General features: G+C 53.2%; 19 protein-coding genes. All 19 read left to right on the top strand.

The genetic code is table 11. The features are described 5' to 3' along the window. Window positions 1-443 (top strand): DinB/UmuC family translesion DNA polymerase (locus JAO32_RS08305; protein WP_443082581.1); only part of this gene is annotated, 443 nt, incomplete at its 5' end. Window positions 444-611: 168 nt separating this feature from the next. Further along, entirely contained in the window at window positions 612-3,878 is a 3,267-nt protein-coding gene (locus tag JAO32_RS08300) for a hypothetical protein (RefSeq protein ID WP_334239361.1), read from the top strand. A gap of 344 nt (window positions 3,879-4,222) precedes the next feature. Further along, on the top strand, window positions 4,223-6,430 hold the full coding sequence (locus JAO32_RS08295; RefSeq protein WP_334239359.1) for a phage tail sheath family protein: 2,208 nt from the start codon (window positions 4,223-4,225) through the stop codon (window positions 6,428-6,430). 15 nt (window positions 6,431-6,445) lie between these two features. Further along, entirely contained in the window at window positions 6,446-6,973 is a 528-nt protein-coding gene (locus JAO32_RS08290) for a phage tail protein (RefSeq protein ID WP_334239356.1), read from the top strand. 108 nt (window positions 6,974-7,081) lie between these two features. After that, complete coding sequence (locus tag JAO32_RS08285; protein ID WP_334239355.1) at window positions 7,082-7,792, top strand: hypothetical protein; 711 nt, start codon at window positions 7,082-7,084, stop codon at window positions 7,790-7,792. Between the two features lie 119 nt (window positions 7,793-7,911). Then, window positions 7,912-8,460, top strand: a complete 549-nt coding sequence (locus tag JAO32_RS08280) for a hypothetical protein (RefSeq protein WP_334239353.1) — start codon at window positions 7,912-7,914, stop codon at window positions 8,458-8,460. Then, window positions 8,457-9,725, top strand: a complete 1,269-nt coding sequence (locus tag JAO32_RS08275) for a Pvc16 family protein (protein ID WP_334239350.1) — start codon at window positions 8,457-8,459, stop codon at window positions 9,723-9,725. Before JAO32_RS08280 ends, JAO32_RS08275 begins: the two co-directional genes overlap by 4 nt. Next, the gene (locus JAO32_RS08270; protein ID WP_334239348.1) at window positions 9,722-11,635 is read left to right on the top strand and encodes an ATP-binding protein; all 1,914 of its coding nucleotides are present in this window, start codon (window positions 9,722-9,724) and stop codon (window positions 11,633-11,635) included. Before JAO32_RS08275 ends, JAO32_RS08270 begins: the two co-directional genes overlap by 4 nt. An 83-nt stretch (window positions 11,636-11,718) precedes the next feature. Beyond that, entirely contained in the window at window positions 11,719-12,003 is a 285-nt protein-coding gene (locus JAO32_RS08265) for a hypothetical protein (protein ID WP_334239346.1), read from the top strand. Then, entirely contained in the window at window positions 11,996-12,598 is a 603-nt protein-coding gene (locus JAO32_RS08260) for a hypothetical protein (protein WP_334239344.1), read from the top strand. Before JAO32_RS08265 ends, JAO32_RS08260 begins: the two co-directional genes overlap by 8 nt. A 13-nt stretch (window positions 12,599-12,611) precedes the next feature. Continuing rightward, window positions 12,612-12,977 (top strand): LysM domain-containing protein, encoded by a 366-nt coding sequence (locus JAO32_RS08255; RefSeq protein ID WP_334239342.1) that lies wholly within the window; start codon window positions 12,612-12,614, stop codon window positions 12,975-12,977. Then, window positions 12,970-14,103, top strand: a complete 1,134-nt coding sequence (locus JAO32_RS08250) for a hypothetical protein (RefSeq protein ID WP_334239339.1) — start codon at window positions 12,970-12,972, stop codon at window positions 14,101-14,103. The genes JAO32_RS08255 and JAO32_RS08250 overlap by 8 nt, the downstream gene beginning before the upstream one ends. Window positions 14,104-14,117: 14 nt before the next feature. Beyond that, the gene (locus tag JAO32_RS08245) at window positions 14,118-14,624 is read left to right on the top strand and encodes a phage baseplate assembly protein V (RefSeq protein WP_334239337.1); all 507 of its coding nucleotides are present in this window, start codon (window positions 14,118-14,120) and stop codon (window positions 14,622-14,624) included. A 23-nt stretch (window positions 14,625-14,647) separates the two neighbouring features. Then, complete coding sequence (locus JAO32_RS08240; protein ID WP_334239335.1) at window positions 14,648-14,965, top strand: hypothetical protein; 318 nt, start codon at window positions 14,648-14,650, stop codon at window positions 14,963-14,965. Between the two features lie 33 nt (window positions 14,966-14,998). Then, complete coding sequence (locus JAO32_RS08235) at window positions 14,999-15,364, top strand: GPW/gp25 family protein (protein ID WP_334239333.1); 366 nt, start codon at window positions 14,999-15,001, stop codon at window positions 15,362-15,364. A gap of 149 nt (window positions 15,365-15,513) precedes the next feature. After that, on the top strand, window positions 15,514-17,811 hold the full coding sequence (locus JAO32_RS08230) for a hypothetical protein (RefSeq protein ID WP_334239331.1): 2,298 nt from the start codon (window positions 15,514-15,516) through the stop codon (window positions 17,809-17,811). Window positions 17,812-17,951: 140 nt separating this feature from the next. After that, window positions 17,952-20,621 carry a hypothetical protein gene (locus tag JAO32_RS08225; RefSeq protein ID WP_334239329.1) on the top strand — a complete coding sequence of 890 codons (2,670 nt, stop codon included), beginning with the start codon at window positions 17,952-17,954 and terminating at the stop codon, window positions 20,619-20,621. Then, window positions 20,612-22,879 (top strand): hypothetical protein, encoded by a 2,268-nt coding sequence (locus tag JAO32_RS08220; protein ID WP_334239327.1) that lies wholly within the window; start codon window positions 20,612-20,614, stop codon window positions 22,877-22,879. The genes JAO32_RS08225 and JAO32_RS08220 overlap by 10 nt, the downstream gene beginning before the upstream one ends. 28 nt (window positions 22,880-22,907) lie before the next feature. Further along, on the top strand, window positions 22,908-25,160 hold the full coding sequence (locus JAO32_RS08215; RefSeq protein ID WP_334239325.1) for a DUF6519 domain-containing protein: 2,253 nt from the start codon (window positions 22,908-22,910) through the stop codon (window positions 25,158-25,160). Window positions 25,161-25,180 lie beyond the last annotated feature (20 nt).

The following is a 25,180-nucleotide window of genomic DNA, read 5'->3' as shown; positions in this document are numbered from 1 at the left end:
CTCTGGTAGAGCGTTTTGGAAGTTACGGACACCGCCTTCACGAGCTTGCATATGGTGTCGATCACAGCGCTGTGGTATCCAATCGTATCCGGAAACAAATTTCGGCCGAGGATACCTTTCCGGAAGATATCCCTTTGTCTGAGTGCGAAGCACATATCTCCAGGCTTGCAGAAAAGATTTGGATCGCATCACATGGCAATGCACGGCGGGCAAGAACAGTCGTCTTAAAACTGAAGACGAAAGAGTTTGCCTCCCTCACACGCAGCCTTACTTGTCGTGAGACCGTCGCAAGCCAGGAAGCGCTTTTGCAGATTGCCCTTGAGCTAAGAGAGCGTATCGATCTGCCTTCTACTCAGCTGTATCGACTCGTGGGTGTTGGTTTGAGCAACTTCGAGCTTGATCAGGAAGAACCAATGACACAGAATGTCTTATTGTCGTTTTAATCATTGAGCTCGATTTAAGGTCATCCTGACGTCATCTTGCCCGTAGTGCATACGGGAAGAAGTTAGATTTTTCTCGACGAATAGCATTCCCTGTACTACATTGCTCGCATCTCCTGGTAACCCAATTTATGTGCGTGCGCGAATTAGAACGCACTCGGAGCGTCGGGCATGTCGAGCGGAATGGATACGTTTGATTCGGATGCAGGATACCGTGCACGGCTGGCGGAAGCCGTTCAATCACTTTTGAGAAGCACTGTTCTAACAGAAGTAGAGCAACGTTCTGAAGTGCGTCAGCTCATCCATAGCTCGATGTATGGTGGGCAGTTCGATGGAGCTGCTTCCAGTCTTCTTGAAAGCGATGTCATTGCACTATCCAAAAAGCTACGTGACCATCCGGATCTTCAGTCTCGGCTCGCCTTGCTTACCGAATACAGCACCAGCAAATGGTTGTTGGAGCAAGAGCTTCTTGCGCGACATAAGATGCAGCCGGGACAGGACGCGTATGAGAGAGCCAAAGATGTTAGGGCAGTAGGCGTGTGCTTTTCAGGAGGTGGCATTCGTAGTGCCACTTTCAATCTCGGTATTCTCCAGGGTCTGGCTAAGCTGCGGAAGCTATCTGAGATTGATTACATCTCCAGTGTCTCAGGAGGTGGCTATGTTCACCAGTTTCTTGCGGCCTGGATCAAGAATGAGAGTGCGAAAGTAGACAATGGCCTGACTTCTGTTGAAGAGAAGCTCATTCCCATTCCAGATGCAGATTCTGGACGGATCAATGCCCCCGAACCTATCCGTTGGTTACGACGTTATTCCAACTATCTCTCGCCATCGATCAGCGTTTTCGGTGCGGACGTTTGGACGATGGTGGAGGTTTGGATCAGAAATACAGCTCTCAACTTTTCTATCCTGACCTGCACGATTATGTGTCTCCTCCTGGTGCCGCATCTGGCGCTTACAGAGTGGGCACTTAAGCTGCATCTTCCTGAAGCGTTCGTAGCGCGATGCTTTATCTTTTTGCTTCTGTTGCTTACCGGCGTTGGGGCCGCTGGTTTTCTTTGGTATGCCTTTCCCCGATATTGCGCGAAAGCTGAGCATGAGGGGATGCAAGCAGGAAACGATAGTTGCCCCGAGGACAAGACCCAGCCCTGGCATCCATATGCGATTACGATCGCATGGCTAATCGTCTCAGTGTTCTCTTCTGGTGTTGCTTATCGGATGTCACTGCCAGGCGGCAACCCGTATAACAAGATTGCCCAACGAGCTTATAGCGCTTCGCCTAACAAACAACAAACTCGCATTGGTCGTGCATGGGGTGATAAGCCTCCGCTTGCATTGCCCGCTTGGCTACCGGGTCTTCCTGCGAAGCATCAAGCGAGGCTGGTATATGGAAAGCAGCGATTGACTCCTGACAATCAGGCAAGCGACGCACTCCGCCCTAAATCGGAAAGGCAACATCCTGAGCGTAAGAGGCCTGTGAATTGGTCGGAGGAGTCTCCTCTGATCTGGCTCTATGAGTCACTGCCGCTTCTGTACGCTTTGTTCTGCTGGGCGCTATGGCCTAGCCGCAAAGAAACGACTGGACCAGTTGGAAGCGTATTGAGCTTCTTATGTCCACTTCCAGCTGCTGTTTTTGCAACCGTAGTCGTCTACGTAATTGAGCATCTCTTTTTTGCGCTGTCCTTCGCGGTGAATCAGCAGCACGTCACGGCACTTGGGGTTGCTTTCCTTCCGTCGTTTCTGCTGGCCGTGCCATTTGTAGCGCTCGAGTTTTATGGCGGATTAATGGGAACGCTGTACGCAAGCGCTCAGCGTGAATGGATCGCTCGTCTACGAGCTGTTTCATTTCAGCTCGGTGTAGGTTGGCTTGTGGTCGGCTTGATTGCACTTGAAGGACCACACGTGGTCCATTGGATTGGACACTATGCCGCAGTGAAATACAGTGTCTGGAGCGCCTGGGGCATCAGCACCATCTCGGGCGTAATTCTTGGAAAGAGTCGGTCTACAAATGGGAAACCCAAGGCTTCTGCTGATGGCGAAAAGAGCAATGGTCTGAGTGCTCAGGAGTTGGTGGTTAAGATCGTGCCTCCTGTTTTCACCCTGGGACTCTTTCTACTGCTTAGCGATCTGACCGGATGGCTTCTTGCGGGCGATCATGTCGGCCAGCCCCATGAACCCACTGCGCGATGGGTTTTTCTGATGCTCGGACTCGGCATCACGGGAGGCTTACTGGCGTGGCGAGTGGATATTAACGAGTTTTCGATGAACAGCTTTTACCGCGATCGCCTCGCTCGTTGTTATGCAGGAGCATCGAACCGTGAACGAAAGCCAAATCTGTTTACAGGCTTTGATTATCGAGATAACAAATGGAGGGTCACAGGGCTGCTGCCGAAGTCGTGGACGGGACTGGATGGAAAACCAGGACTTTACGACGGGCCATTTCCAATTTTCTGCACGGCACTCAATATCACGACGGGGCGTGAGTTGGCCTATCAGGAACGCAAGGCTGCAAGTTTTGCGATCACGCCGCTTTACTCGGGGTATTCGACGGGCTGGACAGATGCTACAAATTGCGCGCTGCAATACAACGGATTTGTACCTACAGCTCGGCACATCAAGCAGGCAAGCAATGGGATCACGATGGCGAGTGCGGTTGCCATCTCAGGAGCTGCGGCATCGCCCAATATGGGATTCCATTCGAGTCCTCCGATGGCGTTTCTCATGACCGTGTTCAACGTACGACTTGGCTGGTGGTTGCGGAACACGCGTCATCGGCAGGCATATGATTCACCCGCTTTCGGTCTCTTCTACTTACTTAACGAACTCAGAGGCGCTACAGACGATACGTCACGCTATGTCTACCTATCAGATGGCGGACACTTCGAGAACATGGGGCTGTATGAGCTGGTTCGACGCCGTTGCCGCACGATCGTCGTATGTGATGCCGAAGCTGACAGCGATCTTTGTTTCGAAGGTATCGGCATGGCAATTCGAAAGGCGCGCATTGATTTTGGAGTTGAGATCAACATCACCGGTGTTTTGGCACCATCGCCGGCACCAAATGCTGTGACCATCGCAACATCCCACTTAGCCGTTGAAGATACACCGAGTCACAATGCTCCCACCGGGGCTGAGGGCCTGCTTGAGTTCAAACATTTTCCAGGCAATCTCTTTCACGCGCTGAAGGGAGAAATCATCTATCCAGAAGATGGCGATGAGACCGAACCAGCAAGATTGCTCTATATCAAGAGTTCGCTGAATGGCAATGAGCCACCGGATATCCTTAACTACCATCGGGTTCATCCGAACTTCCCGTTTGATACAACGCTCGACCAGTTTTTTACCGAATCGCAATTCGAAAGCTATCGGCGTCTGGGGCAGCATGTCGCACTTGAGGAAACGATTGCAGCTTGGCTGAAAGACAATCTGGTGCGTTCCTAATTCACGCGATGGCAGCATAAAAGCGTCCTTACGTTGATGCATTCGTATGGCCCATCCTTAACGTCTGTTGTTGAGAAGGTCTTACGACTTGTGTGAACACTATTTTTGTTTTGTTGATTTGGGATTGTTTGCCACGAAATCGCCCGTTTTAAGCCGTTTTTGTAGGGATATTCCTGACTTTTTTAGAGACGCCATTTTGAGCAATTTTTCTTGACTCGGATATTGCGGCGGCATACAAGGAATCGACTTCTAGTAAGCCCCCAACGTCATTGCGAGTTCATTCCCCACTCGTGGAACACATAACGCCGCATAACCGCTGAAATTTTCACGGAAAGGCGAATCCCATGGGAACGTATACGTATCCCGGCGTTTACATTCAGGAAATCGAATCACCGGTGCACACCATTGCGTCGGTTGCCACTTCCATCACGGCGTTTGTGGGGTATACCCAAAGCGGCATTGATAATCGTGCGGAACACCTGTACAGCTTTGCAGATTTTGAGCGGGTATTTGGTGGCCTTGCCTCAGATAGTGAACTCAGTTATGCGGTACAGCAGTTCTTTCAAAATGGTGGCAGTGAAGCGTATGTGGTGCGTGTCCCAAAACATGGCGCGACATATGCTTCCTCCGCCTTTGGTGGTATTACGCTCACTGCGCTGAGTAGTGGTACATGGGCGAATGGAAATTTGATCGCGGACGTAAGCTACAACAATCTTGATCAGACCGCGGTCGCTACGGCGTTCAACTTGACGATTATGAATCTTGTTGATGGAACCGTGGAAGCATTTCCTGGCCTTTCGCTGGATCCATCGCGCAAGGATTTCGCGCCAACCGTTGTAAATGATCCTGACTCAGGATCGCAGTTAGTGAAGGTCGCGGTGCAAAGCCCTGCGCCTACTTCACCTCCAGTGCGCACAGGATTGGTGGGGAATGCAATCACTGTAGCCGGCATTCTTGGAAGCTCATCCAAGAAGCAGGCTGTTACCGGAACGTTTGCTGTCGTAAAGAATTCAGCGACAGCGACCGCATCTGACCCACTCAATTTGCAGGCACTTCGCGTGGGGCAATTTCTCACCTTCAATGGCGATACGACGAACGGCGTATATACAATCACAAAGCTGGATGCGACCATTGGAGCAGTCACTCTCGGAACACCCTTTACAGGCGATGACAATGCAGCGGCGACGGGCAATATTCTCCAATCCACTGCCAACGGAAACTATGCTCTGAGTCTCGGGGTAAGCAGTCCCGCGACACTGTCTCCGCTTCCTGTAAATGTCACTGTGTTTGCTGACGGCAATACGATTCCGCAAAGCCTTACAGGTATTGCCCAAGCGTTGGCACGTGCTCTGAATACGACCTTGCAGTCGAAGCTTCCGGGGAGCACTGCAACCGTTAGCGTGGCGACTACAACAACGGATAATAGACTGCGCGTGGTCGTTACGCTGCCGGAAAACCCCGATGCGGTGATCACGATAGGGGCATCGTCTGGTGGCGGCAATGATGCTTCGGCGTTGTTGGGGCTGGGAACATCTGCAAATGTTGCTCAGTATTCGTTAGGAACAGGGCATGTCTTCGGATCACAAACAGCTTCTGCTGAAGGTGGCGACGGCTCGGGTCTGCCGCAGACAGGCGACCTGATTGGCGATGAGTTGGCTTTCACAGGGATCTATGCGCTGGAGAAAGTAGATTTATTTAACCTGCTAAGCATTCCCGATGCCACGCGAGCGAATCCTGGCGATCCTTCATCGTTGGATTCGAATATTGATCCGAACTCAATCTATAGCGCTGCGATTTCGTTTTGCGATGCGCGACGTGCGTTTCTATTGATTGATCCTCCGCCAAACGTGAATACACCGGCATCTGCAGTTGATTGGATCTCAACACAGCTGAATGTGCAGGATCGGAATGCTGCTGCATTCTTCCCGCGGCTGCGTCTTCCAGATCCATTGAACGACTATCAGTTACGTACCTTTGCACCCTCTGGTGTGACCTCGGGGGTGTATGCGCGTACCGATGCATCGCGGGGCGTGTGGAAGGCGCCTGCCGGTATTGATGCGCAATTGATGGGGGTCCAGAGCATGGTGTACAAGCTGACCGATGCGGAGAATGGATCACTGAATCCGTTAGGGCTGAACTGCTTCCGAAACTTCCCCGTGTATGGATCGGTACTGTGGGGGGCGCGCACAACCGTTGGTGCGGATGCTCGCGCAGATGAATGGAAATACGTTCCCGTGCGTCGACTGGCGTTGTTCCTGGAAGAGAGCTTATTCCGCGGAACACAGTGGGTTGTATTTGAGCCGAACGACGAGCCTCTATGGGCGTCGATCCGGCTGAATGTAGAGGGGTTCATGAACACTCTGTTCCGGCGTGGTGCTTTCCAAGGCATGACGCCGCAAGAGGCCTACTTCGTGAAGTGCGATAGCACCACGACGACACAAACGGATATTGATTCCGGCGTGGTGAACATACTGGTTGGTTTTGCTCCGTTGAAGCCTGCCGAGTTTGTCGTGATTCAGATTCAGCAGATGAATAGTCAGTCGTCGTCCTAAGGAAAGGAAGAGACCATGGCGGAATTCGTAGTGAATGCACAGCGGTTTGATCCGTACAAGAACTTTAAATTCCGGCTGAAGTGGGATGGCCGTTATGTAGCAGGCGTGAGCAAGGTATCTGCTCTGAAGCGGACGACCGAAGTTGTTAAGCATCGCGAAGGTGGCGATGCTAGCACAAGTCGTAAGTCACCAGGACGCACAGAATACGATGCGATCACACTTGAGCGTGGTGTAACGCATGACCCTGACTTCGAGGCATGGGCGGCTAAGGTGTGGCAACTGCAGGCTGGATTAGGAGCAGAAGTGTCTTTAAAGGATTTTCGCAAAGACATCATTCTGGATCTTTACAACGAAGCAGGCCAACTGGCGATTAGTTACAAAATTTATCGAGCATGGGTTTCCGAATATCAGGCGCTTCCGGATCTGGATGCTAATGCAAATGCCGTTGCCATACAGCATTTGAAACTTGAGAACGAGGGCTGGGAGCGCGATACATCGGTTACAGAGCCAACGGAGCCAAGTTTCACTTCAACACGCGCTTGATGGGCGATCGCGTGAATCCCCCACAGGGTCACACTGACTCTGTAGTGTTATTTGCTCCACGAAGCATATGCCTGATTCACCACGCGTTTGCGTGAGACGGAGAGCATCATGCATCCATTGGAAGGAGAACGTCTGCTTCAGGCATGGGAAGATGCTTCAGCATCTGACCCTGTGCGGCGTCCCCTGCGCATGCTTGTGCATGCCATGCCTGAGATGGATGTCAGCGCCCTGGAAGACGTATCGTTACTTCAGCGCAATCGCTTGCTGCTGGAGTTGTATGCAACCACATTTGGACCGCAGCTACAGGGATATGCGACCTGTCAGCACTGCGGCTCTGCGTTGGAGTTTCATAGTTATGTTGCAGATTTACTGAATGCTCTTCCTGAATCAGACGACGTGAAGGGATGTTCTGCGAATGCAATTACCAGTCGTATGCTGCTCCGCGCTCTGCAGGAACAGAATGCGCTGAGTAGAGAACATGCGCTGCTGGTGTTGTGCAGTGGTGTTGAGCCTGATACCGCGAATGCGTTAGAGGGATCGTCGCTGGAAAAGCTTCGTTCCAATGTTTCTGTGACCAATGCAGATACTGAAATATTCTGCCGGATACAGTGTGCAGAGTGCGATGAATTAAACAGTATCGACTTCGATCCGGCTCATTTTGTTTGGCTGGCCGTGCGGCATCGCGCTTCCGCATTGATGGCGGATGTGCACGATATCGCGCGTGCATATGGCTGGACAGAAAGTTCGATTCTCACCATGACTTCAGCACGTCGCGAAGTGTACCTAGCCAGAATTGCAGGAGAGGGGGCGATGGCATGAATGATCTGCTGTCACGCGTTCTCCAACGTGCCACACAGCCTGGTGGAGGGTTGGAGCCGTTGCGCGCCACGCGTGTGCGCCCGAAGAGCGTATCGTCGGGAACATTTCCAGTAGAAGACGTGCGTGAACTGGCTGTTCCAGCGCGTGTGATGACAAGTGTTGAAGCACGCATAGAAGCCACCGCGACACCCATGAGTTCTGCAATAAATATGGCTTTGGAACGGCGAGAGATCGTTGCATCGCATGCTGAACCTAAGCCACGAGTGGAAGATGCTTTAACAGATGGAATAACCGATGATAGCTTCCGGAAGAAGGTGGCGCAGTGGGGAACAGTGAACACCGCCGTTTCTACCAATGGTGAGTTGCTAGCCTCTGTCGGTGACGGAAAGCAGGTGGGTCCTTCCAGGGCGCATTCTGAAAGAACCGAAACTGCGACATCAAGACCGTTGATCGAGCGGGCGCAAATGCAACCAGCTGATTCTCGTCTAGTAGCGGATAAGCAGGAGACTTCGCATTCGCCAGAGTCTCAAATACTGCCCGTGCTAGAAATCTCCATTGGACATATCGAAGTACAGGCTCCTGTGAAAGTTCAGGAGCGTCCTCGCATGCCACCTTTCCGTCCGCGTGTGTCGTTGCACGACTTTCTTGCCAGGAGCGGACGGCGATGAACGGATATTTGGCAGTTGGTGGAGTCAGCGCAGTGCTACGGTCGTTACTTTTAGGTGCGCTTACCGACGGCGGTCCCGCCACATTGTTGTCGTCTCCAACTTCGATTAGTGCGACATCGCCGGATTTGGTTCCGACAGGATCTGATGAGCAGCCAAGGTTGAATCTGTTTATGTATTACGCCAGCTTCAATACGGGATATCGCAATGTACAGCTTCCCAGCCGCGATTCGGCAGGTGGGTTGTTAACAAACCCTCCCTTGGCGCTAAATCTTCACTATCTTGTTTCAGCATATGGTGGCAATCAGTTTGATCCAGAGATTCTGCTTGGATGGGCGATGGAGGTGTTTCACAATAGCCCGATCATCGCTCGTAACACGATTGCGGATGCATTGGCGGCGTTAGGCTCTGCTACAGAAGAAGCAAAGCTCGTAAGTCAGAGCGCACTAGCAAGCCAATTTGAACTTTTGAAAATTACGCCGGAAGCCTTATCCAACGAAGAGATTTCGCGGCTCTGGATGGCATTTTCCACGCACTATCGGCCTACGACCTCATATCAGGTGTCCGTGGTCCTGATTCGCGACACACAGCCTGTACGTTCGAATCTTCCGGTGCAGTCGCGCAATATTGCTGTATTGCCATGGGATATTCCGGTGATCGACGTGATTACACCTGCGGTTGCTGTCACTGGTGACACGCTGACGATTACGGGGCGCAATCTGCTGGGTGATGCTCCGGAAGATACAGAAGTTTCTTTTGCCGATGCAGCACCTGTCAGCGCTGCACCGGTGCAGGCTACAACCGTGCGAGTAACGATTCCAGATAGTGTGCAGGCAGGGGCCGTGCCTGTTCGTATTGTGCGGTCGGTCGAGTTTGGTACAGCGGCTGATCCTCACCGTGCCTTTGAATCCGGAAGCTCTGTGTTTCAGTTGGTGCCCACCTTAAAGGATGTCACGCCTGTAACACCTGCATCGGTGATCACTGTTGTGCACGGCACAAATCTTACATTAACGCTTCAGCCTGAGGTGGGACGCAATCAGCGAGCGCGGTTGTTCGCAGGAAATCTTTCTATTGAAATTCCCGCTCGTGCGCCGAGTGCACCGGACACATCCGCACAGTTGACCTTTCCAATTCCGACAACTTGGGGGCCATTTCAATCTCCGCTGCGTGTAGAGGTTGATGGGGCACAGAGCCTTCTTGTGGTTGACCAGACAGACGGCAGCCCGACGCAAGGCCAGTTCTTTCCGCAGTTAAAGGTGACGGTATGAGCGAAGCAGTACAAACCGAAACCATGTTGGTTGATGAGCTTGACCGCGTCTATGCGTTGGTGAGCGGAGAAGAGGTGGCGACATCTGTCACGATGGACAATGCTTCCGCTATAAGTTGCAGACCGCTACTTCGACTTATAACGCAGCTCGGTTTAAGTACGTTTGAGCGCGATGTATTGCTGCTGTGTACGGGGGCAGCACTGGAGTCGCGCTTTTTACAAGCGTGTGCGCGGGCCAATGGTGATGAGCGAGCCTATTGGCCCACATTTGCAATAGCCATGACGTTATTGGAAGGTTCGCATTGGAGCGCGTTGAGCCGCTTACGTCCGCTGCGCTATTGGCGCTTGGTAGAGGAAGGGCCATCTCAGAGCCTGTTGCAGGCTCCGTTGAAGCTGGACGAGCGCATCTTGCAGTATCTGTTAGGCGTACCCTCGTTGGATTGTGTGCTGGAATGGATGGTGCGTCCGCTCGCTAAGCCTGAGGCCGATTCGCTCAATGAGGATGCGCGGCGAATTGCGATGCATTGGCAGAGGGAAGCATCGCTAGTTGTACAGCCAGTGGTGATGCAGGGAAGTGACTGGTCGGCTGCAAAGCGGGTTTTTCAGGAAGCATGCGGACAAGTGGATTTACTCCCATTTGTGTTACGTGCAGCGGATATTCCTACAAATACAGCTGAACGTGAAATTACCGCGCGGCACTGGACACGCGAGGCTGTACTTACAGGAGCGGCGTTACTGTTGGAGACATCATCCACCGATAACGCCGATACGGTTGCGGCGGCGCTCTCCTGGACGCGTTCCATTGAAGTACCGTTGGCAATTTATGCAGAGCCTGGCAGTGCGATGGAGCATATTGAAAGCTTACCCATTCGTTTGTCGCAACCGGGGCGTGAAGATCGTAAGCAGCTTTGGTTGAAAAGTTTGGGAGCGCCAGCAGCGTCCTTAAATGGGCAGCTTGACAGTTTGGTGGATGCTTTCCATTTTGATGAAGGAACGATTCAGTTAGCCGCTTTGGATGTAGCTTCCCGGCAATCCTTAAATGATTCTGTGTCTTTTGTAGAGAGCCTTCAGCAAAGTTGCCGCGAGCACGCACGCCGTCCCTTGGAGAATCTTGCACGACACATTGACCCTAGGGCGCGGTGGGAAGACCTGATTCTTCCAGACACACAGAAAGAGACATTACGTGAGTTGATGGTGCATGTTCGCTATCGCCATCGCGTGCATCAGGACTGGGGATTCGCTTCGCGCTATGGACGTGGTATGGGACTTGCAGCTTTGTTTGCGGGGCCCAGTGGCACAGGCAAGACTATGGCTGCCGAGATACTGGCCGGTGAACTGGGGCTGGATCTTTACCAGATTGATCTGGCTGCCATTGTGAGTAAGTACATCGGTGAAACGGAAAAGAATCTGAAGCGCATTTTTGATGCTGCGGAGAAGAGTGGTGCCGTTCTGCTTTTCGATGAAGCGGATGCGTTGTTTGGTAAGCGCAGTGAGGTAAAGGATAGCCACGATCGCTATGCAAATTTGGAAGTGAGCTATCTGTTGCAACGCGTGGAGGCGTATAGCGGTATTGCCATCCTGACAACGAATATGCAGAGATCAATCGATCCAGCGTTTTTACGAAGGATTCGTTTCATCGTGCAGTTTCCATTTCCGGATGAATTATCTCGACGCCAGATGTGGTCACGCGTTTTTCCATCGGCGACGCCGACAGAAGGACTTCAGCCAGATAAGCTGGCGCAGCTGCATATCTCGGGTGCCGTAATTCGCAACATTGCAGTGCATGCCGCCTATTTGGCTGCTGAAGACAATCAGCCTGTAAATATGAGTCACATTGCAGGGGGTGTGCGTACGGAATACACCAAGATGGACAAAGTACTGACGCCTGCAGAGATTGGAGGCTGGGCATGAAATTACTTGTACCTAAAGTGCCTCTGTCATCAAATGCCGCACTGCAAGCTACGAATGTGACTCATCCGTCATCGCCGCAAAGGATGAAGCTGCATGTGGGAAGCGTGGTGCTGCGTGGCTTTGGGCACAATGCTGGCTCCCGCTTTCACCACGCGTTGCAGGAAGCCATGATGCAGGGCATGCAACAGCGGCCCGAATTTTCATTTACCCATAATTTGCAATTGGATCGCATATCGATACCGCCTCTCGCCGCAGGTGCGACTGTGGAAGATGCAGCCCGCCAAGTAGCTCGTGGATTGCTGCGCACCTTGGAAAAGCAGGCAGACGAGAGCAATGAGAAGGAAAGAGGGGAGAGTGCTCATGGCTAATATTTCTCCTCGTTTGCAGAAAGGTGCGATTGTCCTGCTCGAGCCCAACACCGGTATTCCTATGGGGCGAATTGCATTGCAGTACAACCCGGAAACCATTACGCGTTCATTGACTCCACAAACGCCGGGAGAAGAACCGGACCGAAGTGAGGTCTTGCGTCTGAAAGGACCACCAATCGAGACAATACGGCTGACGGTGGAACTGGATGCGACGGATAGCCTGGAAACAGGAGATGCAACAGCGACGAGCGTTGGACTGCAACCGCAGATGGCGCTGTTAGAGACGCTGGTCTATCCGACAAGTACAGAACTGATCGCGAACGAAATTCTTTCGCTTGTTGGGACGATTGAGATTCTGCCGATGTCGTCGCCGTTGACGTTGCTGGCATGGGGGACAAATCGGGTGACGCCGGTACGAATCACAGGCTTCGAAATTACAGAAGAGGCGTTTGATCCGCAGTTGAATCCGATTCGCGCAAAGATCGCGCTGGATCTGCGTGTGTTGAGTGTCAGCGATACAGGGTTCCTGTCACCTGCAGGAGCGGTGTACATAGCGTATCAGATGGGCAAGGAAGCAATGGCTCGCAGGGCCTAGGGAGGGCTGAAGAATGGATACCGCACTCGCATCGCTGATTCAGTCCGCTGCAGGAACCGGAGCGCCGACAAGCGCGTCGAGCCGCTACTACGGTGCCGCAACACAGGAGTATGTAGGACCCGATGGTGTTGCAGTCCGTTATCTTGCGCGTCGGATTCTTCCGCAGGCAGCAGTCTATCTTTCCACGCGCAGCTATACCGTGGTGCAGGGCGATCGTTTAGATAATCTGGCCGCAAAGTTTCTTGGCGATCCGATGTTGTTCTGGATGATTGCCGATGCGAATGCAGCGACAGACGCAGAAGCTCTTACGGAACAGGCTGGTAGTGTGATTCGCATACCGCTGGCCTCGAGTCTTCCCCCTGGAGCGCGCAATGGCTAACGGACTTTATCTGACGTTGCTCGCGGGGCCAGTGGTAGCGGTTCCTGTGCCGAAGCCTGTAACAGATGCGCTGACATCTGTTGAGGTTACAACGTCCTCTGACCGCAGCGGATTTCAGCTGACATTTACGCTGGCGAATAACTCGATTTTGCAAACACTGTTTTTGCTTGCTGCTGGAAGTCCGATTCCAATGTTGCGAGTTATCTTGCTTGTGACGTTCGGAGGCATTCCGCAGGTGGTGATGGATGGCGTGATCCAGCACCACGAGATTGCCCCCGATGCGATGCGTGGATCTTCCAAACTGGTAATCACCGGGCAGGATCTGTCAGGCATGATGGACCTCATTGACATGACAGGCTTGCCGTATCCCGCAATGACACCGGACCTGCGTGTGCTGGCCATTCTTGCAAAGTATGCGGCGTTTGGCATTGTGCCGATGGTGATACCCGTTCCTGCACCGGATGTAGAAGTTCCTGTCGAAAAGATTCCGATGCAAGAGGGTACAGATCTGCACTATATCCGCAAGCTGGCGGACGATGTGGGGTATGTCTTCTACGTCGAGCCGGGGCCGGAGCCTGGAATGAGTACAGCCTATTGGGGGCCAAGCATGCGGTATGGTGTTCCGCAGCCTGCGCTAAACGCGAACATGGATAGTTGGACAAACGTTGAGTCATTGAACTTCCGCTTTGAAACACAGTCGTCCGTAATGCCAGTGGCCTACATCCAGGATCCGACGACGAAGGCCGTCATTCCTGTGCCTTCTACGTCAGTAACTCCATTTAGCCCACCACTCGGCCTGGTGATTCCACCACAGCAGAAGATCGAGATGCTGGAAGACACATCGAACAAGTCCGTTGCAACAACGCTAATGCGACTGTGGGCAAAAGCAGTTGAGACAGGTGATGTGGTTACGGGTGATGGCACGTTGGATGTTCAGCGGTACGGTGCCATCTTGAAGGCTCGTGCATTGGTAGGCGTGCGTGGGGCGGGTGTCGGGTTTGATGGCCTTCATTACGTTGACAGCACCACACACACGATTGAAGCAGGTCAGTACAAGCAGAGCTTCACGCTGAAAAGAAACGGACTGATTGCAAATATTCCGCTGGTTCCAACGATGCCTTATTGAAAGGAGCACGACGTTTGGCGAAGTTTTTTGGCAAATATCGCGGTACGGTACTGGCGAACGTGGACCCAATGCAGATGGGACGTTTAATGGTGCAGGTGGCGGGCGTCGCTGGCGCACTGCCTTCGACATGGGCGATGCCATGTCTTCCTTTTGCCGGTATTCAGAGTGGAATGTTTGTTATGCCTGCAGTGCAGTCTGGAGTGTGGATTGAGTTTGAGGGAGGCGATCTAGATTACCCAATCTGGGTCGGTGGCTTCTGGGGAAGCAGTGCAGAAGTACCGGCCCTTGCGCTTGCGGGTGTTCCAGGATTGCAGCAGCTAGTGATCCAAACTACATCGCAGAACACGTTGATGGTGAGCGATACTCCCGGGCCAACAGGCGGAATTCTGCTGAAGACGGCTGCAGGCGCCATGATCGCGATCAATGAGACGGGTATCACCATCAGCAATGGGCAGGGGGCCACCATCATGATGACGGGGCCGTCCGTGACGATCAACGAAGGTGCTCTGCAGGTGGTGTAAAGCAGAACAGAAAGGAGACAGCGATGCCGGGACCTTTGGTGCAGGTGGGAGCAACGGTTCTATGTAGCCACGGTGGGCAGGCTACACCTACGGCACCGAATCCACGTGTGATGTTGAGCGGTGCGCCATCCTGTCTGATTTCTGTTCCATGGGTGGTTGCGGGATGTCCACTTGTGCCTCCGCCCATACCGCCGTGTGTTACTGCGCAGTGGGTAACAGGAACGACGCGGGTGTTTTCACAAGGGCAGCCGTTAGTGGTGCAGTCAGGGCAAGCGGTTTGTATTCCCACAGGAACACCGCTGATGCCGTTGGTGACACAAGTGCGTGTGATGGCAACGTAAGCGATTCGTTGTAAAGCAATCGGAGAGGTTGATATGGATCTGCGCTATCCCTACGGCTTCGACAGCACCGGCAATACAGCTCGGACGCCTCGTCTTGCGCATGTACGCCAGATGATTGAGCAGATTCTACTGACGGCTCCGGGAGAACGCGTGAACCGGCCAAGTTTTGGCAGCGGAGCATCGCGGCTGGTATTCGAACCCAATAGCGCGATGATGCTGGCTGCCCAGAATCAGTTAATTCAAGGCGCCTTGCAGCAGTGGTTGCTGGATATAGTGCGTGTTGAATCTGTGTCTGTAGCGGGTGACGATTCAACGGTGTCGATCACTGTGCAGTACACCGTATTGGAGACGGGCCAAACGCAGACGGAACAATTCCAAGTGGGAGAGGGGGCCGTATGACGTATTTCTGTTCGACGCAGCGGCGCCGTGCGCAGGTTCTAGCGCACTCTTCTTTGAATGGCATCGATTACTTAGAAGTCATTGGTAATCCTGGTTGCGGGACGGATTTGGATTTGACATTACTGCGTCCGCCCCTCGTGCTTCCGAGCGTGGATCAGATATACATTTCCGGCGGTGCTCCGGTACGTGTGTTGAGTGTGGCGATGAGTGGAGGCGTCTCATCGCGCACAATGCGCATTCATCTGGATAGCACAGGTGATTTCTCAACGTACACACTGAGTCTACGGGCGGGGGAGAATGCGCTGGATCCTCCAGAGACATTCGATCCGGAGCTATCTGAAGTTACGTTTTCATTTAAAGCTGGATGTCCCTCTGTCGCGGATTGCTATGCCGAAAGTTGCTGTGGTGAAGATTTTCCGACGGCACCAGCGATCAACTATCTGGCGAAGGATTATGACGGATTTCGTCAGGCAATGCTGGATCGCATGTCTGTGTTGATGCCCACGTGGACCGAGTCACACGCCGCTGACATGGGAATCACGCTGGTGGAAGCTATGGCATACATCGCCGACCGGTTGAGCTACATGCAGGATGCTGTCAATACTGAAGCGTATCTGGATACGGCGCGCAGCAGGATTTCGCTTCGCCGCCATGCGCGCTTAGTGGATTATCGCGTGGGAGAAGGATGTAACGCGCGTTCGTGGGTTTGTGTGGCAACGGCGAAAGATGCATTGCTACTGCCAGCGGGAACGAACTTCTATGTCCGTACGGCGGGTGTGCCACCCGTCTTGTCGCCGGACAACCCTTCGGAAACCGCTTTGCTGAAAGCACTCTTATCAAATGGCCAACCGGTATATGCCAGCATGGCCGATGCGGTGCTTTACCAAGAGCAAAATGCGATCGACTTTTATACGTGGAGCGATACGAATTGTTGTCTGCCGAAAGGCGCTGTGGCGGCCACGTTGTCCGGCAATCTGACCACGCTGCAGGTGGGAAGCGTGCTTATCTTTGAAGAGGTCCTAGGTGCGAAGACAGGCAAGCCAGAAGATGCTAATCCTGCACATCGCTGGGCGGTTCGTCTTACAGGTGTACGTACAACAAATGACTACGGCGGACCTTTAGAGGATCCGTTAAACGATGCTGCAGTGACAGAGGTGACGTGGGGCGCGGCGGATGCGTTGCCATTTTCTCTATGCATTTCCTCTACGTTAGATGCAGCGCATGGGGGCAATACGGTTTCTGGTGTTAGCCGTGCATGGGGCAACGTTGTTCCCGCAGACCAAGGCGTGTGGGTTACATCAGAGTCGCTTGGTACTGTTCCGGATGCTCCGGAAGCGCCAGTCTTAAGTGGATGCACATGCAATGGAAGTACAGATGCGGGAACGACATTGGTTCGGTTTCGTCCAACACTTGCTTCCGCGCCGGTTACATTCCAGCTTCCGTTTGATGCGGAGACTGCAGCAAGCACATTTTTAAACCCAACCATGGACGCATCGGCTGCCAAGCCGCAGATTATTTTGGTTGATGACAACGATGGGCAATGGGTATCTCAACCAGATTTGCTGGCAAGCGATGAAGAGGATTTGGTCTTTGTGCTGGAGATTGAAGAGGGCGGGGCAGCATCACTGCGATTTGGCGATGGCCAATATGGTGCCTCGGTAGATCCAGGGCAACAGTTCTTCGCAACGTATCGCATCGGCAATGGGCGTGATGGCCTTGTAGGTTCCGATGCGTTGCTGCACGTGGTGACAACCCTGCCGGTGTTGTCCGTGCGTAATCCACTGCCGGCCGCGGCCGCGGTCGACGCGGAGTCGCCGGAGCGTATCCGTCAACATGCGCCTTTTGCGTTCCAGTCGCAGCTAAGGTGTGTGACGGAGGATGACTACGCGACTGCCGCTTTGCAAGACAGCGATATCACGCAGGCGCGAGGCACCATGCGATGGACAGGTTCATGGTACGCGGGTTTCGTATCTGTGGAGCCTGCATCCACTGCGCCGTCAGACTTGGCTACACAGACGCTGACACGTCTTGAGTTGCTGCGAATGATGGGCACAGGATTAGCCGTAGAAGATGCCATCGTGGTGGGACTACGTATTACGCTGGCTGTTTGTGTAGCGCCGAATCACTTTCAGAGTGATGTGTATACCGCGCTGATGCGGCGCTTTCTTGCAGGATCAAATTGCGATGGGACTGTGGCGATATTGAAAGCTGAAAACTTTTCCTTCGGTCAGACAGTGTACGCAAGCCCGCTGATTGCTGCCGCTCAGGCTGTGGACGGCGTAGTGTCCGTACGTTTGGTGCGGTTCGAACGTATGGATCAGCCTTCGAGTACACCGCGGCAACAGGGTTACCTCACGATGGGAAGACTTGAGATTGCACGTTGCGATAACGATCCGAATCGTCGCGATCATGGAATCTTTTCTTTACAGATGGAGGGTGGGCGATGAGTGGATGCCATTCTCTTGAATTGACATTGTGCGGATGTTGCACGGGTGAGACACGCTCCACACCCGAAACCATTACCAATGCGCCGGCTTTAACTGGAATTAGTTATCGCGTGGGGAGGTACGGAACGTTTTTTGAAAGTATGAGTGCTGCGCTTTCTGATACGAGTCTTCCTGCGTTGCAAGGACTAACAACTAGGGACAGCGCCGACTTTACGATGGCATTGCTGGATGGCTGGGCGGTGACGCTGGATGTGTTGTCGTTCTATCAGGAGCGACTTGCCAACGAAGCCTATTTACGGACAGCAGTGCAAGGGCGTTCCATCTTTGAGCTGACACGATTGGTTGGGTATGTTCCTTCACCCGGCGTTGCCGCGTCGGCAGTACTCGCATTCACATTGAATAGCGCACCCGGAGCACCGGAGTCTGTCGTAATTCCGGCAGGGACACGCGCACAAAGCATACCTCCACCGGGAGGCCTGCCACAGGTATTTGAGACTGCAACCGACTTGCAGGCTCACATTGGATGGAACGCGTTGCCTGCGGTGTCATCGCTGCCTTGGAGCCTGGCAGGAAGCGATACGCGAACCTGTCTATCTGGAGTGGGTACAGGCTTACAAGTAGGCGATGCATTGCTATTCATTGCCGCGACCAGTGGTGTTCCAAGTGCAAGCGGCCCTGCGGATCTGCGCGTTGTTACTGCGGTGAATGTGAAGAGCAGTGATCGTATTACCGAAGTGAGTTGGAATCGTGAGTTGTCTTCGTCCTTTAGCGCAGGCATGGGTGCGGATAAGGTCGTGGTGTATGCCTTGCGGAAGAAAGCATCGCTTTTTGGATCGCAGGCACCGAACCCTCTTCTGTTTACCAACGCAGGGGTTATGGGTTCAACGGGATATCCCTCAGATGGTCAGACAGATTGGCAGTTCCAGTACAGCAGTGGGAGTAGTGAGGTGTATCTGGATAGCCAGTATGCAGGACTTGTTCCTTCGGGTGATGTCGCGCAGTGGGCTGTACTGTCGGGAGGCGGAAGTACAGCGCTGTTGCAAGTCAGCGGCGTTCGCGACCTGAGTCCCAATCTGTACACATTGACCTCCAAGTCCACTGCCTTGACGTTTTCTTCATATGCGGTGATCGAAGGTACTGCTGCTGAATCGATGGATGGTCTGCTTGGCACAGTCATTTCGTCATCGCGCACAGCAACCGTGTATGCGGCGAGTGAGCAGCTTGCTGTGGCGAATCTCCCGGTGAAATTACCCTATGTGGATTCGGCATCACTGCCGCCGTATTCAGTTACAACAGATATGCTGGTGCCTGTTTTCGGTAGCACTATTGCGATCACCGGTGGTCAAGGCATTGCGGCAGGCGTGCCAATTGCGGTTCAGGGAAAAGCAGTGCGGTTGCGCGTGCTGGTTGCAAGCGCATCAAGTTTTGTTCCGAAAGACACTGCCGCAAATCAACCCATCACAGATAACCAGGTTTTCCTCGTGAATGCTTATCCGCCTGTTGCAGAAGGTAAGGGAACTGCGTGGCAGGTAAGCACGCTTAGCGGCATCACCGGCACATTGCATCTTGCGGCTGAAAGCAGTTTCCGTCTGGAGCCATCTTCAAGCGACGATGCTGTAGTGGGGGAAGCTGCCCGCGTTGGAGATATCACAGTTCAGGGAGACATAACGACGTTGCAATTGATCTCTGCGTTGCAGGGCATCTATGACACGAGAACTGTGACGGTGAACGCCAACACGATGGACGCGACACACGGTGAAACAGTGCATGAGATTTTAGGTAATGGCGATGGCACGAATGCCACGTTGTCATTCATCTTGAAGCAATCACCTCTGACATATCTAAGTTCGGATTCTGGTGGTGGCATCACATCTACTCTGGAGGTTTGGGTGAACAGCCAGAAATGGGCTGCGGTGCCAAACTTCATAACTTCTGGTCCTGCGGATCGCGTGTATATAACTGGTGCCGACCAAAGTGGAAATACATTTGTGCAATTCGGCGATGGCCTCCGCGGTGCACGTACACCCACAGGACAATCCAATCTCCGTGCGGTATATCGCAAAGGCATTGGTTCTGCGGGGACGGTAAGTGCTGGCCAGATTTCACAGTTACTGGATCGACCGCAAGGACTAAAAGGTGTTGCTAATCCCAGCGGTGCTAGCGGTGGAGCTGATCCTGCAACGCCAGCCGACGCAAGAACCTCGGCGCCGTTGCCCACGCTGACACTGGGACGAGTGGTAACGCTGGAGGACTTTCAGGCATACTCCAGTGCATTTCCGGGTATTGGAAAGGCACTAGCAGTATGGAGTTGGTTAGGACGCGAACGTGGCATCCTGGTAACTGTCTCTGGCGCGAACGGATCGATCCTCACTTCGGATGATCCTGTTGCTTTGCACCTGTTGGATGATCTTCGGAACTATGGAACGGGGCGCATCCCGGTGCGCGTGGCCCCATACCGTCCAGTTCTCTTTTCGATTGCAGCAGGTGTAAGGATCGATACCACGCAATATGCAATGGACAATGTGATCGCTCAGGTCTGGGCGTCGCTACTACAAGTCTTCAGCTTTGCGAACCGTGACTTCCAGCAGGGCGTAGCTGCAAGCGATGTGATGGAACGCATACAAAACTGCACAGGTGTGCAGGCAGTCCAATTGCAGGGGCTATATCGCAGTGGCAATGATCTAAGTGTGCCCGGCAGCGGAATGTTGCGGGCAAGCGGCCCATCCACTACTCAGAACAGCGCATTGCTGGGAGCCGAACTGCTCCTGCTGGATCCCGCTTCTCGCGCAGGACTGGGGGCATGGCAATGAATCTTACCGGCCAGGATTTAATGCGCCTTTTGCCCGCGATCTACGGCATTCGTGATGCTGCTGCTGGCGGCCCACTGGAGGCCTTGCTGGCCGTACTTGGAGAACAGGCTGAGATTGTTCAGGACAACATTCTGCAGCTTTATGAGGATCAATTCATAGAGACCAGTTCCACATGGGCCGTGCCATATATCGGCGATTTGATCGGTTATTTACCTATTCGTGCGGTTGATGGTGCTTCATACAGCCCACGCGCTGAAGTCGCAAACACGATCGGCTATCGCAGACGCAAGGGAACAGCCATTGCACTGGAGCAAGTGTGTTCCGACGTGTCTGCGCGACCGGTACATCTTTCCGAACGCTTCAAGACCACACTCACCCTGCAGAGTATGCGATGTGTAACACCTTCACAACCAGCGCTTGCTTTGGTGCGAGAGCAGCAGGTTATGGAGGAAGTTTCTGGACCGTTCGACAGTGTTAGCCATCGAGTCGATGTGCGCAGCATCTCGCCGAGAGCGCGAGCCATTGCAGATCCTGATTTGGCTGCGGTTGATATTGCATTGCATGGCGGAGGCCAGTTCAATCTACCGGATATTGCGCTGCATATCTGGCGGTGTCGCAGCTTCCTGGTGAATAAGGCTCCCGCGCTGCAAGTGGGAGAAAGGAGATATTCATTCGACCTCGCAGGTCTGGATATCCCACTCTTTACAGTACCTCCGTTGCGTACTCCGTTTGACCACATTACGGGACGGATGGATGTTCCTGAACCTATTTCACTGCATGAGATTCGTACAGCTACGGAAGACTTTTATGGCGAGTCGAAGAGTCTTTGCGTGTGGATTGATGGGGCTGTGGTTGAGACGGAGAACATTGCATGGAAACGTCTCTCGGGCAAAGAGGGCGCATGGCGCTGTGGCGTTCTGCATAAGGTAACGATTGACGTGCAATGTGGGCGCATAGCTTTGGCGGAAGAGTGGGGGACTCCTTCAGAAGTCCTGGTGCGTTATGCATACGGTTTTGCTGCAGAAATTGGCGGTGGCACGTATGACCGTTCCATTAGCCTGACGAATGACTCTGCGGCGGGAACATTTCTTGCGGTAGTAGGCTCACCTATAACTCCAAAGCTGGAAGACGCGATTGCGGCATGGAACGTGCAACCTGCTGGGACTACTGGATCGATTGTGATTCTGGATTATGCGCGCGTTGATTGTGCAGACAGACTGAACATTCACATTGCTGCGGGAAATGCGCTCACAATTGTTTCTGCCACAGTACATGTGGCAGAGGGCGTCAATAGTGGATATACAGCGACACAATCACAGGCCACCATTGGAGCGGACATTGCCGTAACTGCGGAGGCTCCTGTTTCTGACGGGACGACGGGGCGTCTGACTCTGAATGGGTTGCGCATCCTTGGCTCTATCGATGTCAGCGGCGAAGCGATTGCAATGTCGGTAGAGGATTGCACATTACTTCCAAGTGCGGTGCAGTTACACGCTGCAGGCACAGAAGGTCCGCGTGAACCCAGTGTGACGGTTCGTTCAGAAGGCACGTCGCTTACGATACAAAACACGCTGACCGGCCCTCTTGCTTTAACTGACAGCGCCACCGCGATGCTTTGCGAAGTATTGTTGGATGCGGGTTCGCCCTGCTGTATTGCCTATGCAGGTGATGTGCCCTCGCAGCAGGGTGGCGATCTCCAGATTGAGAACAGTACTGTGATTGGCAAAGTGCATACGCGCACGATGCCTTTGGCGTCAAACACGATCTTTCGATCACGCTTGGCGAGGAACGATTCATGGGCAGCAGCGGTGTGGTGTAGCCGTTCACAAACAGGCTGCGTACGGTTTTGCTCGTTACCCTTTACGTCTATCACGCCACGCCGTTATGAGTGTTTAGCAACTTCGGTTGCTACAGAAGGAGCACTTGCGCCCGTGTTTGCTTCACTTCGGTGCGGACATCCGGCTTACGGTTTGTTATCAACGTGGGCCCCGCTGGCTGTATGGCACGGTGCGGACGATGGTGGGCAGATCGGCGTGATGCACGGAATACAGGAGACAGAAGCGGTGCAAAACACACAGCTTCGTATTCCGGAATATCTTCCTACAGGTATGGAAGCGGGAGTATTCCTTGTAACGCCAAAAGTATGTTGCGAAGGACCGCGCAGACATGCGCGTTATGGCGTACAGATCTCTCAGGATTGTTGTGGGGATAGTGAGTCCGCCGAGGGCGTCAGCGGGATTGGAATCAGGTTGCTTTAAACGGTCTGATTCGTAAGGAGTGAAGGACATGAGAGGCGACTTCAGCCGGATCCGATTTAACCCGGCAAACAACTATACGGCCGTGTTGGAGCAACAAGGCCGTGTGACGCTTGATGCCCACGCGAATGAGCAGCGCGACATTGATGCCTACCTGCGCACCACAGAGACGGTAGACGTTATTGGTGAGTTTGGTGGGCCAGAAGGTGACGATGGCTTTGACATCTTCATCAAGGAAGGGAAGCTTCAGTTCGGTGCCGGGCGTTATTACGTGAATGGGCTGTTATGCGAGGCGACAGAGGATGGCTACTATGACGAACAGCCTTTCCTCATTCATCCGGAATACAGCGCTTCGCAGTTACTAAAAATGCTTCCCGAGAACCAAGACCGCGCATCGATACGTGTTTGGTTGGAGGTGTGGGAACGATTTGTTACCGCTCGCGAAGACTCGTGTCTGTTGGAGCCTGCGCTGGGTCAGGCTGCTGAAACTACCGCACGACGGCAAACGGTGTGGCGTGTTGTCGCAGAGTTGGGAAGGGGAACGACAACGAACAGCACATGCTGTGATGGCATGTATCTACACACATGGGAACTGATGCCGCCCCGAATGGCGGCCCAGACGAATCCTTCGTCGGATACGTGCGGCTGCAATCCGCTTGCCTCTAGTGGATATGTAGGCTTGGAAAATCAACTCTATCGCGTGGAAATTCATCAGGAAGGTGATCTTGCGACAGCTACGTTCAAATGGTCCCGTGAGAACGGTTCTGTAGTCGCGAGCATCATTTCCGTGCAGGGAGCAGACGTCAGTATCGATTCTCTGGGGCCAGATGCCAATCTGGGTTTCGCGCCTAATCAATGGGTAGAGATTTCGGATGACACAAACCTATTTGGTGTAACTCCGAATGCAAGCGGCGCGCTGTATCAGATAAAAAGCATCGACGTCCCATCACGAACTTTGACTATGTTCACTACTGTGCTTCCGGTAGACACCACGCAAAATGCACGTGTCCGTCGTTGGGATCAATCTGGGGCCAACGCTTCCTCCAGCGGTCTATCACTTGGAGGAGGTGCATGGGTTGCGCTGGAAAACGGAATCGAAGTTTGTTTTCAGAAGGGGACGTTTCATACAGGAGATGCGTGGACGATCCCTGCGCGAGCTGCAACTGGATCCATCGAATGGCCTCCTTGTGGGTCGGATGGTGAGTTGTATCAATCTGCCTACAGAACAAAGATTGTGCGCGCGCCGCTGGCTTGCATCACGATCGGAAAACGTGGTGAGAGTTACACCCACTTGCAACAGGGTGGCTTTCAGGTGGATGATTGCAGGCGCATATTCCCGCCGCTTACTGGTGTAAATGCTGTAAAGCCGGCAATGCATGTGACCAAGACGAGTTGGGTAAATGACAGCTTGATGAGTCTGGATCAACTCGCAGCGAACGGTCTTGAGGTGGATTTAGACATTGCGCCAACGTCTCCCCTGTCCGCTGCGGTTTTCGTCGTAACGATAGAGAACGTCGTGAATTTCGACCAGAAACCCGTTCTTAATCCGATTACTCTTCGCCAGCCGTTGATAGTGGACGGAGTTGTTACCTCATCGGGAACAGTTTTACTTTGGGATATCTCCAAGAACCCGCAGATGCTGAATTACCTGAATTCGGTGCTAACAGCAAATTCCCGATTCAATGCGTATGCGCGCGTGCGCGTACGTTTGTTGGGAAATCGCATTTTCGGGAGTTCCGGTCGGAAAAGCATCTACCTGGACGGTGAAACATTTGCTGTTGCGTCGATTCAGGCGGATGGAACAAAACGCGTCGATCTGCAACTACCTTCCGGAAACAACGACACCGCAGCAGATTTTGAAAGCTGGTTTTATCTGTCTGCGGCGTTGATATTGAAGTCGGTAGCTGCTAACTATTCAGCGTATTCAGTCGCCGTCAACGCGAACAATGCGGTAACAGCCGTGCAGGCCGTGGTTACACCGGGAATACCCCCGCAGACCATATCACCACTCATATCTATCACTTTGAATATTGCTGCCCCCGCAGGGGGCGCGACGGTAAGCCTGAGCCTCTCGGGCAACACGCAAGTGGCCACTCTTGCTGCTTCTTCTATTGTGGTACCGGCTGGTGCGAACACTGCGCAAGTTGCCATTAATGTAAAAAGCAACCCCGGGCCGACGACGCTCTCTTACTCAGTAACGGCAGCATTGAGTTCCGCGCCAAACGATACGCAAACTACGACCTTCACCATCACCGGTATGCAGCAACCCATCATTATTACTTGACCCGAATGAAAGGGGCTTCC

Origin of the sequence: Terriglobus sp. ADX1, from assembly GCF_036877645.1 — a bacterium.
In the GTDB taxonomy this organism is placed as follows: Bacteria; Acidobacteriota; Terriglobia; order Terriglobales; family Acidobacteriaceae; genus Terriglobus.
This window is presented reverse-complemented; position numbering and strand designations above follow the sequence as displayed.

Excerpts from the sequence above, each read along its gene's own strand:
- JAO32_RS08250 (WP_334239339.1), top strand. The coding sequence starts at position 12,970 with ATGGCTAACGGACTTTATCTGACGTTGCTCGCGGGGCCAGTGGTAGCG.
- JAO32_RS08260 (WP_334239344.1), top strand. The coding sequence starts at position 11,996 with ATGGCTAATATTTCTCCTCGTTTGCAGAAAGGTGCGATTGTCCTGCTC.
- JAO32_RS08285 (WP_334239355.1), top strand. The coding sequence starts at position 7,082 with ATGCATCCATTGGAAGGAGAACGTCTGCTTCAGGCATGGGAAGATGCT.
- JAO32_RS08290 (WP_334239356.1), top strand. The coding sequence starts at position 6,446 with ATGGCGGAATTCGTAGTGAATGCACAGCGGTTTGATCCGTACAAGAAC.
- JAO32_RS08300 (WP_334239361.1), top strand. The coding sequence starts at position 612 with ATGTCGAGCGGAATGGATACGTTTGATTCGGATGCAGGATACCGTGCA.
- JAO32_RS08225 (WP_334239329.1), top strand. The coding sequence starts at position 17,952 with ATGAGTGCTGCGCTTTCTGATACGAGTCTTCCTGCGTTGCAAGGACTA.
- JAO32_RS08235 (WP_334239333.1), top strand. The coding sequence starts at position 14,999 with ATGGATCTGCGCTATCCCTACGGCTTCGACAGCACCGGCAATACAGCT.
- JAO32_RS08220 (WP_334239327.1), top strand. The coding sequence starts at position 20,612 with ATGGCAATGAATCTTACCGGCCAGGATTTAATGCGCCTTTTGCCCGCG.
- JAO32_RS08275 (WP_334239350.1), top strand. The coding sequence starts at position 8,457 with ATGAACGGATATTTGGCAGTTGGTGGAGTCAGCGCAGTGCTACGGTCG.
- JAO32_RS08295 (WP_334239359.1), top strand. The coding sequence starts at position 4,223 with ATGGGAACGTATACGTATCCCGGCGTTTACATTCAGGAAATCGAATCA.
- JAO32_RS08255 (WP_334239342.1), top strand. The coding sequence starts at position 12,612 with ATGGATACCGCACTCGCATCGCTGATTCAGTCCGCTGCAGGAACCGGA.
- JAO32_RS08215 (WP_334239325.1), top strand. The coding sequence starts at position 22,908 with ATGAGAGGCGACTTCAGCCGGATCCGATTTAACCCGGCAAACAACTAT.
- JAO32_RS08270 (WP_334239348.1), top strand. The coding sequence starts at position 9,722 with ATGAGCGAAGCAGTACAAACCGAAACCATGTTGGTTGATGAGCTTGAC.
- JAO32_RS08240 (WP_334239335.1), top strand. The coding sequence starts at position 14,648 with ATGCCGGGACCTTTGGTGCAGGTGGGAGCAACGGTTCTATGTAGCCAC.
- JAO32_RS08265 (WP_334239346.1), top strand. The coding sequence starts at position 11,719 with ATGAAGCTGCATGTGGGAAGCGTGGTGCTGCGTGGCTTTGGGCACAAT.